General features: G+C 63.7%; 14 protein-coding genes. 2 read left to right on the top strand and 12 right to left on the bottom strand.

Annotated elements, in window-relative coordinates:
- Window positions 1-50: 50 nt before the first annotated feature.
- The 10 genes from ACNQPL_RS14180 to ACNQPL_RS14225 form a co-directional block, all read right to left on the bottom strand.
- A complete protein-coding gene (locus tag ACNQPL_RS14180; protein ID WP_346614806.1) occupies window positions 51-1,238 on the bottom strand; it encodes an ATP phosphoribosyltransferase regulatory subunit in 1,188 nt (395 codons plus the stop codon).
- Window positions 1,239-1,528: 290 nt separating this feature from the next.
- Window positions 1,529-2,398, bottom strand: coding sequence for a protease modulator HflC (gene hflC / locus ACNQPL_RS14185; RefSeq protein ID WP_346614807.1), 870 nt, complete (start codon window positions 2,396-2,398; stop codon window positions 1,529-1,531).
- Window positions 2,398-3,579, bottom strand: a complete 1,182-nt coding sequence (hflK, locus tag ACNQPL_RS14190; RefSeq protein WP_346614808.1) for an FtsH protease activity modulator HflK — start codon at window positions 3,577-3,579, stop codon at window positions 2,398-2,400. The genes hflC and hflK overlap by 1 nt, the downstream gene beginning before the upstream one ends.
- Before the next feature lie 96 nt (window positions 3,580-3,675).
- On the bottom strand, window positions 3,676-4,977 hold the full coding sequence (gene hflX, locus ACNQPL_RS14195; protein WP_346614809.1) for a ribosome rescue GTPase HflX: 1,302 nt from the start codon (window positions 4,975-4,977) through the stop codon (window positions 3,676-3,678).
- A gap of 12 nt (window positions 4,978-4,989) precedes the next feature.
- Window positions 4,990-5,250 carry an RNA chaperone Hfq gene (gene hfq, locus ACNQPL_RS14200; RefSeq protein WP_003258160.1) on the bottom strand — a complete coding sequence of 87 codons (261 nt, stop codon included), beginning with the start codon at window positions 5,248-5,250 and terminating at the stop codon, window positions 4,990-4,992.
- 94 nt (window positions 5,251-5,344) lie between these two features.
- Window positions 5,345-6,316, bottom strand: a complete 972-nt coding sequence (gene miaA / locus ACNQPL_RS14205) for a tRNA (adenosine(37)-N6)-dimethylallyltransferase MiaA (protein WP_346614810.1) — start codon at window positions 6,314-6,316, stop codon at window positions 5,345-5,347.
- A 1-nt stretch (window position 6,317) separates the two neighbouring features.
- Entirely contained in the window at window positions 6,318-8,216 is a 1,899-nt protein-coding gene (mutL, locus tag ACNQPL_RS14210; protein WP_346614811.1) for a DNA mismatch repair endonuclease MutL, read from the bottom strand.
- On the bottom strand, window positions 8,213-9,646 hold the full coding sequence (locus ACNQPL_RS14215) for an N-acetylmuramoyl-L-alanine amidase (RefSeq protein ID WP_346614812.1): 1,434 nt from the start codon (window positions 9,644-9,646) through the stop codon (window positions 8,213-8,215). The genes mutL and ACNQPL_RS14215 overlap by 4 nt, the downstream gene beginning before the upstream one ends.
- A gap of 11 nt (window positions 9,647-9,657) precedes the next feature.
- A complete protein-coding gene (gene tsaE, locus ACNQPL_RS14220; protein ID WP_346614813.1) occupies window positions 9,658-10,131 on the bottom strand; it encodes a tRNA (adenosine(37)-N6)-threonylcarbamoyltransferase complex ATPase subunit type 1 TsaE in 474 nt (157 codons plus the stop codon).
- Window positions 10,119-10,979 (bottom strand): NAD(P)H-hydrate dehydratase, encoded by an 861-nt coding sequence (locus ACNQPL_RS14225; protein WP_346614814.1) that lies wholly within the window; start codon window positions 10,977-10,979, stop codon window positions 10,119-10,121. Before ACNQPL_RS14225 ends, tsaE begins: the two co-directional genes overlap by 13 nt.
- 65 nt (window positions 10,980-11,044) lie before the next feature.
- On the opposite strand from ACNQPL_RS14225, the gene queG reads away from it, so the two are divergent.
- Window positions 11,045-12,109 (top strand): tRNA epoxyqueuosine(34) reductase QueG, encoded by a 1,065-nt coding sequence (gene queG, locus ACNQPL_RS14230; RefSeq protein ID WP_416467076.1) that lies wholly within the window; start codon window positions 11,045-11,047, stop codon window positions 12,107-12,109.
- 49 nt (window positions 12,110-12,158) lie between these two features.
- Here the strand turns inward: queG and ACNQPL_RS14235 are convergent, their stop codons facing one another.
- Together ACNQPL_RS14235 and orn are read right to left on the bottom strand one after the other, a co-directional pair.
- Window positions 12,159-12,770 (bottom strand): trimeric intracellular cation channel family protein, encoded by a 612-nt coding sequence (locus ACNQPL_RS14235; protein WP_003249516.1) that lies wholly within the window; start codon window positions 12,768-12,770, stop codon window positions 12,159-12,161.
- A gap of 91 nt (window positions 12,771-12,861) precedes the next feature.
- Window positions 12,862-13,404 carry an oligoribonuclease gene (gene orn, locus ACNQPL_RS14240; protein WP_346614816.1) on the bottom strand — a complete coding sequence of 181 codons (543 nt, stop codon included), beginning with the start codon at window positions 13,402-13,404 and terminating at the stop codon, window positions 12,862-12,864.
- Between the two features lie 141 nt (window positions 13,405-13,545).
- Here orn and rsgA point away from each other — a divergent pair, with 141 nt between their 5' ends.
- The gene (gene rsgA / locus ACNQPL_RS14245) at window positions 13,546-14,577 is read left to right on the top strand and encodes a small ribosomal subunit biogenesis GTPase RsgA (RefSeq protein WP_346614817.1); all 1,032 of its coding nucleotides are present in this window, start codon (window positions 13,546-13,548) and stop codon (window positions 14,575-14,577) included.

Genomic DNA, 14,577 nt, shown 5'->3' on the forward strand with positions numbered 1-14,577 from the left:
GGTCCTCATTCACGCAAACTTGGTTGCCGGCCTACTGCCGACGCAGAAACTCAATGGGTCAGCGGCAGAACCTGCCAGCGCCCGTCTTGCTGAATCAATTGCCGATCACAATCCGCCTCGAGAGCAGCACTCAACGGCTGGCCAGGCAAAGCCTGGACCACACGCTGGCCCTCGTTGCGCAACTGGCAGACCTGCTGCCAGAGGGCCGCGTCACCACTGTCGGGCATCCAGATGCCGCCAGTTGGCAATACGACCTCCGCTCGCCCCAGTGTGACCAGGGTCTTCAAATCCGTGGAGAAACCTGTGGCCGGGCGGGCCCGGCCAAAATCTGCGCCGATGTCGTCGTAGCGACCGCCCTGGGCGATCGATTGACCTTCGCCGGGCACGAACACGGCGAACACCACACCGGTGTGGTAGTTGTAGCCACGCAGCTCGCCGAGGTCGAAGTACAGCGGCAACTGCGGGAAGCGCGACGCCAGGCGATCGGCGATCGCCAACAGGTCGTCCAGCGCGGCCAGCACGCTGGCCGGGGCACGGCCCAGGCGCACGCGGGCTTCAGCCAGCACTTCACGGCCACCACACAGCTCGACCAGGGCGCGCAGCATGTTGCCCAGGTCTTTCGGCAGGTCCGCGGTCAGTGCTTGCACTTCATCCACCGACTTGCGCTGCAGGGCGTCGAACAACTGCTGCTCGACGGCGCCCGACAGGCCGGCGGCGCGCGCCAGGCCACGGTAGATGCCGACATGGCCGAGGTCCATGTGCACATCTGCAACGTCGGTCAGTTGCAAGGTGGCGAGCATCAGGCTGATGACTTCAACATCGCTGGTGGGGCTGGCGTCGCCGTACAGCTCGGCACCCAACTGGATCGGGCTACGCGAGGTGGACAGTGCACGCGGCTGCGCGTGCAGCACGCTGCCGGCATAGCACAGGCGGCTTGGGCCTTCGCGGCGCAGGGTGTGGGCGTCGATGCGCGCCACCTGCGGCGTGAAGTCGGCGCGGAAGCCCATCAGGCGACCGGACTGCGGGTCGACCACCTTGAAGGTGCGCTGATCCAGGTCCTGGCCGGCGCCGGTCAGCAGCGACTCCAGGTACTCGATATGCGGGGTGACGACCAGTTCGTAACCCCAACTCTGGAACAGGTCCAACACCTGCCGACGCGCAATCTCGATGCGCGCAGCTTCAGGTGGCAGTACTTCCTCGATGCCATCTGGCAGCAGCCAGCGGTCTACCGTTGCCATTACGCCATTTCCCCTCTGGTCCGGGCGGCTTGCCAACAGGCGAGCCGTCAGTAAAGCAGGCATTGGCGCACAGCAGCAGGCAGCACTGATCCCAGCGCCACCACCGTACCCAATACCCTCGAATTGCCTTGCGAGCTGACCAAACCGTCAACTGGCGCTTTGCCAATCAACCATGCAGACGCAAAAAAGCCGGGAAATTTCCCGGCTGCCTCATCATACACCCCTTTTGATTCAGGATGCACCCCGCCTGGAATTTTAGCTGCCAGGCGGGGCGATCCCGATTCAGAGCATCAGGGTTTGCTCTTGTCCAGGAAGCGGAAGAACTCGTTCTTCGGGTCCAGGACCAGCACGTCGCTCTTGCTCGAGAAGCTCTCGCGGTATGCCTGCAGGCTACGGTAGAACGCGTAGAAATCGGCGTCCTGGGTGTAAGCCTTGGCATAGATGGAGGCCGACTGGGCGTCGCCATCACCGCGGGTTTCTTCAGCTTCGCGATAGGCTTCGGCCAGCAGTACACGGCGCTGACGGTCGGCATCCGCACGGATACCCTCGGCCAGCTCGTTACCTTTGGCGCGATGCTCGCGGGCTTCACGCTCCCGCTCGGTGCTCATGCGGTCGAACACGCTGCGGTTGACTTCCTTCGGCAGGTCGATGGCCTTGACGCGCACATCGACCACTTCGATACCCAGCTCCTTGTTGGCCATGCGGTTCAGCGAGGCGGTGATGTCAGCCATCAGCGCGTCACGTTCACCGGAAACCACTTCGTGCAGGGTGCGTTTACCGAACTGGTCACGCAGGCCGCTTTCCAGACGACGCGACAGGCGTTCGTCGGCGATCTGCTTGAGGCCAGACGTCGCGGTGTAGAAACGCTCGGCATCCTTGACGCGCCACTTGGCGTAGGCGTCGACCATCACCGCTTTCTTCTCCAGGGTCAGGAACCGCTGGGTCGGGGCGTCGAGGGTCATCAGACGGGCGTCGAACTTGCGCACCTGGTTCACATACGGAACCTTCACATGCAGGCCGGGCTGAACATCCGCCTGGACCACACGGCCGAACTGCAGCAGTACCGCGCGTTCGGTCTGGGCCACGATGTAGAAGCTGTTCCAGGCCACGACGGCCAGCACCACAGCGGCGATCAGGGCGATCAGCGATTTATTGCTCATCAGCGGCTCTCCCTAGTACGCAACTGCTGCTGTTGCTGTTGCAGGTCCTGCGCCGCACGTGCGGCCGCATCGTTCGCCGATGGCGACACGCTGGTAGTCGGTGCCGACGTGTTGCGGCTGCCTTCGACCATCTTGTCCAGCGGCAGGTAGAGCAGGTTGTTCTGCCCGTCCTTGGTTGCCACCATGACTTTGCTGGTATTGCTGTAGACCTCTTGCATGGTCTCCAGGTACAGGCGCTGACGAGTTACGTCAGGTGCCTTGCGGTACTCGGCAACCAGCTTGGTGAAGCGGTCTGCCTCACCCTTGGCACGGGCGATGACTTCGTCGCGATAACCGTTGGCGTCCTCGATGATGCGCTGGGCCTGACCGCGGGCTTCGGGTACCACGCCATTGGCGTAGGACTCGGCCTGGTTGCGGGCACGCTGCTCGTCTTCACGGGCGCGGATCACGTCGTCGAAGGCTTCCTGCACTTCACGCGGGGCTGCCGCGCTCTGTACGTTGACCTGGGTAACGGTGATACCGGTACGGTAGTTGTCGAGGAAGCGCTGCAGGCGTTCGCGGATGTCCACGGCCATCTGCTCACGGCCTTCGGTCAGCACCTGGTCCATCGAGGTGGAACCCACCACGTGGCGCAGGGCGCTGTCGGTCGCATGCTGCAGGCTCACTTCCGGCTGGTCGACGTTGAGCACGAAGTCCTGCAGGTTGGTGATCTTGTACTGAACGGTCAGTGGCACTTCAACGATGTTCTCGTCTTCGGTGAGCATCTGGCCCTGCTTGGTGTAGGCACGCTCGCGCGTGACGTTTTCCATGTACTTGCGATCGATTGGCGGGAAGTAGATGTTCAGGCCGGGACCGACCGTCTCATAGTACTTGCCGAAGCGCAGCACAACGGCCTGCTCCTGTTCGTCGACCACGTACACGGCGCTGTACAGCCAGATTGCAGCGAGCACCGCCAGGCCAATGCCCAGCAGGCCGTAGCCGCCACCCTTGCCGACATTGCGGTCACCGCCGCCACGTTTCTTGCCGCTGCCGAACATGCCGTTCAGGCTGTCCTGCAGTTTGCGGAAGGCCTCGTCCAGATCCGGCGGGCCTTTTTTATCGCCACCACCGCCGCCGCCACCACGGCGACCGCCCCAGGGATCCTGATTGTTCGAGTTGCCACCCGGCTCGTTCCAAGCCATAGCGCTCTCCATCTGATAAAGCAAAGACGCGCCCACGGCGCGCCGTCCAATGCTACAGAATGCCTGCCACTGCTGCCCGACGACCTCGGCGGGCATTTATTGCAAAGTGTGTTGCTCGACAAACACTTGCGGCTCCATGCCTTCACGACTGACCAGGCGATTCAATTCGACCATGGGCAGTCGCACACTCAGCAGGCTGCGCCCTTCTTCGTCATGCGCTTCACTCTGCACGGCACCCAGGGCAAAGAATTGCGCGCGCAAGCGGGCAAAACGCTGCTCCAGACACAGGGTACCGACAAACAGATCATCCCCCAGCAACTCGGCAATCGCCTGACCGACCAGCTCCAGGCCACGTCCATCTCGTGCCGATACCCAGACCCGCTCCGGCTTGCCGTCGGCGTTGCGCTGGATCTGTGGCTCGACATCTTCAAGCAGGTCGAGTTTGTTATAGACCTCAAGGATCGGCAAGCCTTCTGCACCGATCTCGGTCAATACTGCCAGCACCTGCTCGATCTGCTCCATGCGCTCTGGCTCATGGGCGTCGATCACATGCAGCAGCAGGTCGGAGTTGCTCGACTCTTCGAGCGTAGCCCGAAATGCCTCGACCAGCTTGTGCGGCAGGTGGCGAATGAAGCCTACGGTATCCGCCAGCACGATCGGCCCAAGGTCGTTGAGCTCGAGCCGGCGCAGGGTCGGGTCGAGGGTGGCGAACAATTGGTCGGCGGCGTACACCTCGGATTCGGTCAAGGCATTGAACAGCGTGGACTTGCCGGCGTTGGTGTAGCCCACCAGCGATACCGACGGGATATCCGCACGGCGACGGCCCCGACGAGCCTGTTCGCGCTGGCTGCGGACCTTCTCCAGGCGTGACTTGATCTGACGCAGGCGTACCCGCAGCAGGCGGCGGTCGGTTTCCAGCTGGGTTTCACCCGGGCCGCGCATGCCGATACCGCCTTTTTGACGCTCAAGGTGGGTCCAGCCGCGCACCAGCCGCGTGCTCATGTGCTCGAGCTGGGCCAGTTCGACCTGCAGCTTGCCTTCATGGGTACGCGCCCGTTGGGCGAAGATATCGAGGATCAGCCCGGTACGGTCAAGCACGCGGCACTCGAAGACACGTTCGAGGTTGCGTTCCTGACTGGGCGTGAGGGTGTGATTGAAAATTACCAGGTCTACCTGTTCGGCTTTGACCAGGTCGCGCAGTTCCTCGACCTTGCCGCTGCCAATCAGGTATTTGGCGGTAGGCTGATGCCTTGCCACCGTGACCAGCGAGACGATATCGGCTCCGGCCGACAATGCCAGCTCCTGAAACTCCTGCGGGTCTTCGCGCGCCTCAGGGTTCTGACCTTCCAAGTGAACGAGCAGCGCCCGCTCACCACCACCGTGGCGCTCAAAGAACAATGCAGGCTCCTATCAGGCGTTGCCTGGCTCGCTGTCGCCGTGTTCGGAATCGGACGGGCTTGGCAGGCGAACCGGACGGGCAGGAACCACGGTCGAAATCGCGTGCTTGTAGACCATCTGGCTGACAGTGTTCTTCAGCAGTACCACGAACTGGTCGAACGATTCGATCGAACCCTGCAGCTTGATGCCGTTGACCAGATAGATCGAAACCGGGACCTTTTCTTTTCTCAAGGTGTTCAAGTAAGGGTCTTGTAGCGAATGCCCTTTTGACATATGCCGCACTCCTGTAAGGATAAATAGTAGTAAATCAAAGAAATCGATAAGTTTGGCCGCCCCTTCGCAAGAATAGACGGCAATCAGCAGGGACTCAGCTCAATATGGAGACGGCCCCAAGGTATTTCAAGGTGCGGGACAGATTGTCGCAGGCCAGGCTGTCGAGCCAGTGCACGTCGGACCAACCGCGCAACCAGGTGAACTGCCGCTTGGCCAGCTGGCGAGTGGCAATGATACCGCGTTCTCGCATCTCATTCTCAGTCAGCTTGCCGTCGAGGTAATCCCAGACTTGCCTGTACCCCACTGCCCGTATAGACGGCAGCCCGGCGTGCAAGTCACTTCTGGCTCGCAGCGATCGGACCTCATCGACGAAGCCCTGTTCCAGCATCTGCGAAAATCGTAGCGCAATTCGCTGATGCAAAATGTGACGATCTGTAGGAGCAATCGCCAAACTCGCGACAGTATAGGGCAAATGCCCGCCAGCGCCTGCGTCTGCGCCGCTACTTTCCGCGAATTGACGCTGGCGGTGGGCTGTCATGCTCTCGCCGCTCACCCGGTAGACCTCCAGGGCACGAATCAGCCGTTGCGGGTCGTTGGGGTGTATGCGCGCGGCCGACACCGGGTCCACTTCGGCCAGCTGGCGGTGCAGCTCGGCCAGGCCAAGGGCCTCGGCCTGGGCCTCCAGTTCGGCGCGCACCCCGGCATCGGCGGCTGGCATGTCGGCCAGGCCGTCGAGCAAGGCCTTGTAGTAGAGCATGGTGCCGCCGACCAGCAGCGGGATCTTGCCGCGCGCGGTGATGTCGGCCATCGCCTCCAGGGCGTCGCTGCGAAACTGCGCAGCAGAGTAGCTTTCGGCCGGGTCGCGGATGTCGATCAGCCGGTGCGGGTGGGCCGCCAGTACCTCCTTGGAGGGTTTGGCACTGCCGATGTCCATGCCGCGGTACACCAGCGCCGAGTCGACGCTGATCAGCTCGCAGGGCAGCACCTTGGTCAGCTCGATGGCAAGGTCGGTCTTGCCGGCCGCCGTCGGGCCCATGAGGAATATTGCTGGGGGCTTGCCGCTCATGTCATCGACCGCGCAGGAAAAGTTTGTCCAGGTCGTCCAGGCCCATCTGGGTCCAGGTCGGTCGGCCATGGTTGCACTGGCCGCTGCGTTCGGTGTTTTCCATGTCGCGCAGCAGGGCGTTCATCTCGGGGATGGCCAGGCGCCGGTTGGCGCGCACGGCGCCGTGGCAGGCCATGGTACCGAGCAGTTCGTTCAGGTGCGCCTGAATGCGATCGCTGGTGCCGTATTCCATCAGGTCGGCGAGCACGTCCTGCACCAGGCGATTGGCCTCGGCCTGCTTCAACAACGCCGGAATCTGCCGGATCGCCAGGGTCTCGGGGCCCAGACGCTGAAGTTCGAAGCCCAGGCGCTGGAACCACTGGGCGTGCTCCTCGGCGCAATCGGCCTCGCGCTGGCTCAGCGCCAGCGATTCGGGCACCAATAACGGCTGGCCGCTCAAGCCCTCGCTGGCCATCGCCACCTTGAGCCGCTCATACATGATGCGCTCGTGAGCGGCATGCATGTCCACCAGCACCAGGCCGATAGCGTTCTCGGCAAGGATGTAGATGCCCTTGAGCTGGGCCAGCGCATACCCCAGTGGCGGGATGTCGCCCTGGCTCTCCGGCAATGCGGAAGCTACAGCCGCGCCATCATTCAACGGCTTGTAGAACTCGCGATAGACCGCCTGCGTTTCGGCCGCCGGCAGTGGCTGCGACGGGCGTGGGGTGTACTGATACTGGTACCCCGCGCCGCTACCGCCGTTGGAAATCGAATGCTGGGGCGCGCGGGGCTGTTCGAGCACCGGCGAGGCCAGGCGCATTTCACCTTGCGGGCCAAATTCACCAGCCTGTTGCCCGGTCGGGCGGACGATCTCGGTTGCCGCGGCGGGCGCGGCCTGATGGTCTTCCGGGCGGACGTCGGCCAGGGCACGGTGCAGGGTGCCATACAGAAAGTCGTGAACCGAACGGCCTTCACGGAAACGCACTTCGTGCTTGGTCGGGTGCACGTTGACGTCGACACCATTGGGTTCGAGTTCGAGGAACAGCACGAAGGTCGGGTGACGGCCGTTGAACAGCACATCGCGGTAGGCCTGACGCACGGCATGAGCGACCAGTTTGTCGCGCACTGCACGGCCGTTGACGAAGAAGTACTGCAGGTCTGCCTGGCTGCGCGAGAACGTCGGCAGGCCGACCCAACCCCACAGGCGCAGGCCGTTGCGTTCAACGTCGATCGGCAGTGCCTGCTCCATGAAGCCTGCACCGCAAATGGCGCCGACGCGCCGCGCGCGGGCCATTTCGTCGTGGGCTTCGTGCAGGCTGAGGATGCTCTTGCCGTTGTGGCGCAGGTGGAAGCCGACATCGAAACGGGCCAGGGCCAAGCGCCGGATGACTTCCTGCAGGTGATCGAATTCGGTTTTTTCGGCCTTGAGGAACTTGCGCCGGGCCGGGGTATTGAAGAACAGGTCGCGCACTTCCACCGAAGTACCGACCGGATGCGCCGCAGGCTGCACACGCGGGGTCATGTCGCGGCCTTCGGTTTCCACCTGCCAGGCCTCGCCGGCACTGGCAGTGCGCGAGGTCAGAGTGAGGCGCGCCACCGAGCTGATCGAGGCCAGTGCCTCACCGCGAAAGCCCAGGCTCAGTACGCCTTCGAGGTCTTCCAGTTCACGGATCTTGCTGGTGGCGTGACGGGCCAGGGCCAATGGCAGGTCGTCGGCGGAAATGCCGCTGCCATCGTCACGCACCCGCAGCAGCTTGACGCCACCCTGCTCCACTTCGACATCGATGCGCCGGGCGCCGGAGTCGAGGCTGTTCTCCAGCAACTCCTTGGCCACCGAAGCCGGGCGCTCGACCACCTCACCGGCGGCAATCTGGTTGGCCAGCCGCGGGCTGAGCAGCTGGATGCGCGAACCACCACTCATTGTTGCGAGGCCAGGGTGGTGGCGGGAATATCGAGGTGCTGGCCGACTTTCAGCTCATCGGTCTTGAGGCTGTTGGTGTTGCGCAGGCTGGCCACGCTCACCTGGTAGCGCACGGCAAGCATCGCCAGGGTTTCGCCTGGGCGCACGGTGTGTTCACGCGGGCCCTGGGCGATCTTGCCGCTGTCGCGCAGCCAGGCGATGTAGGTGCCAGGCGGCGGGTTCTGCTGGAAGTATTGGCGCACACCGGTGTGGATCGAGCGGGCCAAGGCCTGCTGGTGGCTGCGGGTGGCCAGCTTGGCAGCTTCACTGTTGTTGGAAATGAACCCGGTTTCGACGAGGATCGACGGAATGTCCGGCGACTTGAGCACCATGAAGCCTGCCTGCTCGACACGCTGCTTGTGCAGCGACGTGACGCGGCCCATGTTGCCCAGCACTTTTTGCCCGACATTCAGGCTGGAACTGAGCGTCGCGGTCATCGACAGGTCGAGCAACACGCCCGCGAGCATGCGGTCCTTGTCGTCGAGGCTGACGTTACCGGCACCACCGATCAGGTCGGAACGGTTTTCGGTGTCGGCCAGCCAGCGCGCGGTCTCGGAGGTCGCGCCACGGTCGGACAAGGCAAACACCGAGGCGCCAAAGGCGGCCCGCGACGGCGCGGCGTCAGCGTGAATGGAGATGAACAGGTCTGCACCCTTCTTGCGGGCGATCTCGGTGCGCTTGCGCAGCGGAATGAAGTAGTCACCGGTCCGCGTCAGCTCGGCACGGTAGCCCTTCTCGGCACTGATCTGGCGCTGCAGTTCCTTGGCGATCTGCAGCACGATGTCTTTTTCGTGCTGGCCGCGCGAGCCCGAGGCACCAGGGTCCTCGCCGCCATGACCGGCGTCGATGGCGACGACGATGTCACGCTTGCCGCTCGGCACAGGTGGCAGCTTGATCGCTGGCTGGGCCGGTGAGACCGGCACCGCAGGTGTGGTCGCCGGGGTTTGCACAGGCGTTGGTGGTGCTACCGGCGCCGTGGCCGCAATGGCGTCGGCCTCCTGGTCGTACAAATCGACCACCAGGCGATTGCCGTATTGGGCATTGGGCGCCAGGGTGAAGCTCTTCGGCGTAACCGACTTTTTCAGGTCGACCACCACGCGCAGGTCGGTGGGCGTGCGCTGGGCGGAGCGCACGCTGCTGATTGGCGTGTTGGAGGTGGACACGTTCAGCGGCGCGCCCAGGGTCGCGCCATTGATGTCGATGACCAGGCGATCGGGTGCGCTGAGGGTGAAAACACTATGCTGCACGGGGCCAGACAGGTCGAAGACCAGCCGCGTGTTGTCCGGTGCGCGCCACAGGCGCACGCTCTTGACTTGAGTGACGGCCAGAGCGTCAACGGTCACCGCTGTCAGCAGCAGCCCAACGACAGCGACCAGTGCGCGTATGCGCATACCTACCCCACTTACTGTTTATAGTGTTTGGCCAATGCAGTGCACCAGGCCTCGCCGCGAGCCCCCTGCGGCGAAAGGATCAGCGAGCGTCCGCCCGCTTGGGGGCTTATGGTAATGGTCAGGTCAGGCTTTGGCAAAACGCCCGCGCCCTTTTCTGGCCACTCGAACAAGCACAGCGGGTCGCCCTCGAAGTAGTCACGAATCCCCATGAACTCCAACTCCTCCGGATCGACCAGGCGATACAGGTCGAAATGGTAGGCGCGCACCTCGCCGATTTCGTAGGGTTCGACCACGGTGAAGGTCGGGCTTTTCACCGCACCGGTATGGCCAAGGCCACGAATCAGCCCTCGGGAAAGCGTAGTCTTGCCCGCGCCCAGGTCACCTTCGAGAAAGATCACGCCGCGACCGCCGGTCACTTCGGCCAGTGATGCACCGAATTTCACCGTGGCGTCTTCATCGGCCAGAAACAGGGTTATGCCAGACACGCAGAATGCTCCTCCAACAACTCACGAATGACCGGCGCCAGATCACTGGCCGCCAAGCCTCTACCTTTGACTCCCAGCCGCTCGCCCGCACAGGCGTGCAACCACACCCCAAGGCCAGCGGCTTGCCAGGCATCCAGCCCCTGGGCCAACAACGCTGCCAGCACACCGGTAAGCACATCGCCGAACCCGGCCCCGGCCATTGCCGGGTGGCCGCGTTGGCACAGCGCCAGCTGGCCGGCCGGGTCGGCAACCAGCGTACCGGCCCCCTTGAGCACGCAAACACTGGCATAGCGGCGCGCCAGCTTGCGCGCGGCGCCCGGCCGATCAGCCTGTACTGCCTCGGTGGAAATGCCCAGCAACCGCGCGGCCTCTCCCGGGTGCGGGGTGAGGATACTGCCGCTGGGCAAGGCCAATGGGGCACGCGCCAGCAGGTTGAGTGCATCGGCATCCCACACCTGTGGCCGCTCGGCATTGGCCACCGCGGACAACAGGCTACGCCCCCAGGCGGCCTGGCCCAGGCCAGGGCCGACCACCAGCACCGAGGCACGCTCCAGCACGCCCATCAGCTGGTTGGCCGAATTCACGCCCAGGCACATGCTTTCGGGCAGTCGCGTCAAGCCCGCAGCAACGTGCTCGGGGCGGGTCGCCACGCTGACCAGCCCAGCGCCGCAGCGCAACGCGGCCTCTGCGCTGAGCAGTACCGCGCCACCGGTACCCAGGTCGCCACCCACCACCAGCACATGGCCGAAGTCGCCTTTGTGGGCGTGCGGATGGCGGGCAGGCAGGCGCGCGACGGTGACGCTGCTGAGCAGTTGCGGGTTTTGGCTTGGGTGTTTGGTCTGCGGCATGGGGTCAAAGGCTCCAATGTCTGGCAGAATTATACGCACCTGAGCCCGTATTGCCTTGCCCATCCATGTCTGCTTGCACACTTGACCTCGCCGCACTGGCCCAATCGATCAAGATCTGGGGCCAAGAACTCGGTTTTGCCCACGTCGGCATCGCCGGGGTGGACCTTGGCGAGCACGAAAAACATCTGCAGCGGTGGTTGGCTGCCGGCTACCAGGGCGAAATGGAATACCTCGCCGCCCATGATGGCAAACGTGCGCACCCCGACCAGTTGATCCCCGGCACGGTACGGGTGGTTTCGCTGCGCATGGACTACCTGCCGGGCGACACGCAGATGGCGCAACGCCTGGCCCAGCCAGAAAAAGCCTACGTATCGCGCTACGCCCTCGGCCGCGATTACCACAAGCTGGTGCGTAAACGCGTGCAGCACCTGGCCGATCGCATCCAGGAAGATATCGGCCCGTTCGGTTACCGCGCCTTCGTCGACAGCGCCCCTGTGCTGGAAAAAGCGATTGCCGAGCAGGCCGGGCTGGGCTGGATCGGCAAGAACACCCTGCTGCTCAATCGCAAGGCCGGCAGTTACTTTTTCCTGGCCGAACTGTTCGTCGACTTGCCGCTGCCGGTGGACGAAGCACATACCAGCGAGCACTGCGGGCGCTGTGAGGCCTGCCTGGACATCTGCCCGACCAAGGCATTCGTCGGGCCCTACGTGCTCGATGCCAGGCGCTGTATTTCCTACCTGACCATCGAGCTCAAGGGCGCGATTCCCGTCGAGCTGCGCGGCATGATGGGCAATCGGGTGTTCGGCTGCGACGACTGCCAGATCGTCTGCCCGTGGAACCGCTTCGCCCGCCCGACCCAGGAGGGTGACTTCCAGCCGCGGCACGGGCTGGAAAATGCTGAACTGGCCGAGATGTTCCTGTGGGACGAGAAGACCTTCCTGCGCAAGACCGAGGGTGGGCCGTTGCGGCGGGCGGGGTATGAGCGGTGGTTACGCAACCTGGCCGTAGGCTTGGGCAATGCGCCCTCGACCATTCCGGTGCTGGAGGCCTTGAAGGCGCGGCGGGAAGACCCGTCGGAGCTGGTGCGCGAGCATGTCGAGTGGGCGCTGGCCAGGCACGGGGTTCATTAACGACTTCACACGCTGAAGCCGCTCCTGCAGGCTATCGGGCGCCTGAATGCTACTGCTGGTCGTTGTAGTGAAACTTTGGCATTTCCCAATGGAAGCGAATCGCCAGCAAGCGCACCAGAAACCCGCCAAACAGGGTCAGCAGCATGGCCTGCTCGGCCGGCACCTTGAAGTACACGCACCCCAGGTAGAACCACGCCGCCGCAAACGATACGCTGGCATACAGCTCACGGCGGAACACCAACGGGATGTCGTTACAGAAGATGTCCCGCAGGATCCCGCCGAACACCCCGGTGATCACGCCGCTGATCGACGCCACCAGCATGCCCTGCCCCATCTCCAGCGCAGTCATGCAGCCGATCAGGGTAAACGCCACCAGCCCCAGGGCATCCAGCACCAGGAACAGCGAGCGCAGGCGGCGCATCATGGGTGCGATGAAAATCGTCAACAGCGCAGCGAAGCTGGTCAGCACCAGGTACTCCGGGTGCTTCACCCAGGTCAGCGGGTAGTGCCCGAGCAGCACGTCGCGCACCGAGCCGCCCCCAAGGGCGGTGACGCAGGCAATCAGCACCACGCCAAACCAGTCCATGCCGCGACGGCCGGCAGACAAGGCGCCGGTCATGGCTTCGGCGGTAATGGCGATAAGGTAGAGCATCAACAACATGGCGCGGGTCCGTGCGAGAAAGGCGCGCAGTCTAACCAGTTGCCCCAGGCACCAAAAGAGGGCGCTACGACAATATCTGCGCGCTTTCGGCTCACACCTTGATGAAGTGCTCGCGGTAGTGGCGCAGTTCGGCGATCGACTCGCGGATATCGTCCAGCGCCAGGTGGGTGCTGCCCTTCTTGAAGCTGTCACGCACATCCGGCGCCCAGCGCGCAGCCAACTCCTTCACGGTGGAGACGTCGAGGTTGCGGTAGTGGAAGTAGTTTTCCAGGTTACGCATGTGGCGATAGAGGAAGCGGCGGTCCTGGCAGATGCTGTTGCCACAGATCGGCGACTTGCCTTTCGGTACCCATTGCTCCAGGAACGCGATGGTCTGCGCTTCGGCCTCGGCCATGCTCACCTGGCTTTCGCGCACACGCTGGGTGAGCCCCGAACCGCCGTGGGTGCGGGTGTTCCACTCGTCCATGCGGGCCAGCACTTCGTCACTGTGGTGGATGGCGATCACCGGCCCCTCGGCCAAGGTGTTCAGTTCGCTGTCGGTGACGATGGTGGCCATCTCGATGATGACGTCGTTGTCCGGGTCCAGGCCGGTCATTTCCAGATCGATCCAGATCAGGTTCTGTGGGTTCTGCATGAAGAGGCTCCTCGTATAGGCCGTCATAGTAGCCTAGCGGCAGAGTGCCGCGCATTCCCGGCGCGAAGGTAACCAGAATGGTCAGCCGCCCACCGTGCTAAACTGCCTGCCGATTTCATTCTGCCCCACCACGGAACATTCATGGCCAAACGCCAGCTCAACCGCCGCCAGAACTGGCGCATCGAAAAGATCCAGAACGAACGCGCCGCGCGCGCCGCCAAACGCGAGCAGCATGCGCTGCAGGAGCTGGAGGGTGGTGACCTGGGGCCCGAACAACTGGGCCTGGTGATCGCGCACTTTGGTGTGCAGGTCGAGGTCGAAGCTCAGGACGGCGACGTTGCAGGCCAGGTGTTCCGCTGCCACCTGCGCGCCAACCTGCCGGCGCTGGTTACCGGCGACCGTGTGGTCTGGCGTGCCGGCAACCAGGGCATCGGCGTGATCGTCGCGCAGATGCCACGCACCACAGAGCTGTGCCGGCCGAACAACCACGGCCAGCTCAAGCCGGTGGCGGCCAATGTCGACCTGATCGTGATCGTCTTCGCACCGGCGCCCGAACCGCACCCGAACCTGATCGACCGCTACCTGGTTGCTGCCGAGCACGCTGGCATTCGCCCGTTGCTGCTGCTGAACAAGGCCGACCTGATCAACGACGAGAACGGCCCGGCCCTGCAGGCGCTGCTCGAGGTCTATCGCGACCTTGGTTATCCGCTGCTGGAGGTTTCTGCTCACCACGGTGATGGCATGCAACGCCTGCAACAGATGCTGGACGGCCACATCAGCGTGTTCGTCGGCCAGTCCGGTGTGGGCAAGTCGTCCCTGGTCAACAGTCTGCTGCCTGCCGCCGACACCCGGGTTGGCGACCTGTCCGAATGGTCGGGCCAGGGCACGCACACCACCACCACCGCACGCCTGTACCACTTCCCCAACGGCGGCGACCTGATCGACTCGCCGGGTATCCGCGAATTCGGGCTCGGCCACGTCAGCCGTGATGACGTGGAGGGTGGCTTCATCGAGTTCCGCGACCTGTTCGGCACGTGCCGCTTCCGCGACTGCAAGCATGATCGCGAGCCAGGTTGCGCGCTGCTCAAGGCACTGGAAGACGGCCGCATCAAGCAACAGCGCATGAACAGCTACCGCTCGATCATCGCCAGCCTGCCAGAAGACGCCTACTGA

This window comes from Pseudomonas sp. LFS044, assembly GCF_047978245.1.
Taxonomy (GTDB): Bacteria; Pseudomonadota; Gammaproteobacteria; order Pseudomonadales; family Pseudomonadaceae; genus Aquipseudomonas.

Bases quoted from the DNA above. Each gene is read 5' to 3' on its own strand.
- ACNQPL_RS14180 (WP_346614806.1), bottom strand. From the start codon at position 1,238: ATGGCAACGGTAGACCGCTGGCTGCTGCCAGATGGCATCGAGGAAGTA.
- hflC (WP_346614807.1), bottom strand. From the start codon at position 2,398: ATGAGCAATAAATCGCTGATCGCCCTGATCGCCGCTGTGGTGCTGGCC.
- hflK (WP_346614808.1), bottom strand. From the start codon at position 3,579: ATGGCTTGGAACGAGCCGGGTGGCAACTCGAACAATCAGGATCCCTGG.
- hfq (WP_003258160.1), bottom strand. From the start codon at position 5,250: ATGTCAAAAGGGCATTCGCTACAAGACCCTTACTTGAACACCTTGAGA.
- miaA (WP_346614810.1), bottom strand. From the start codon at position 6,316: ATGAGCGGCAAGCCCCCAGCAATATTCCTCATGGGCCCGACGGCGGCC.
- mutL (WP_346614811.1), bottom strand. From the start codon at position 8,216: ATGAGTGGTGGTTCGCGCATCCAGCTGCTCAGCCCGCGGCTGGCCAAC.
- ACNQPL_RS14215 (WP_346614812.1), bottom strand. From the start codon at position 9,646: ATGCGCATACGCGCACTGGTCGCTGTCGTTGGGCTGCTGCTGACAGCG.
- ACNQPL_RS14225 (WP_346614814.1), bottom strand. From the start codon at position 10,979: ATGCCGCAGACCAAACACCCAAGCCAAAACCCGCAACTGCTCAGCAGC.
- queG (WP_416467076.1), top strand. From the start codon at position 11,045: ATGTCTGCTTGCACACTTGACCTCGCCGCACTGGCCCAATCGATCAAG.
- ACNQPL_RS14235 (WP_003249516.1), bottom strand. From the start codon at position 12,770: ATGTTGTTGATGCTCTACCTTATCGCCATTACCGCCGAAGCCATGACC.
- orn (WP_346614816.1), bottom strand. From the start codon at position 13,404: ATGCAGAACCCACAGAACCTGATCTGGATCGATCTGGAAATGACCGGC.
- rsgA (WP_346614817.1), top strand. From the start codon at position 13,546: ATGGCCAAACGCCAGCTCAACCGCCGCCAGAACTGGCGCATCGAAAAG.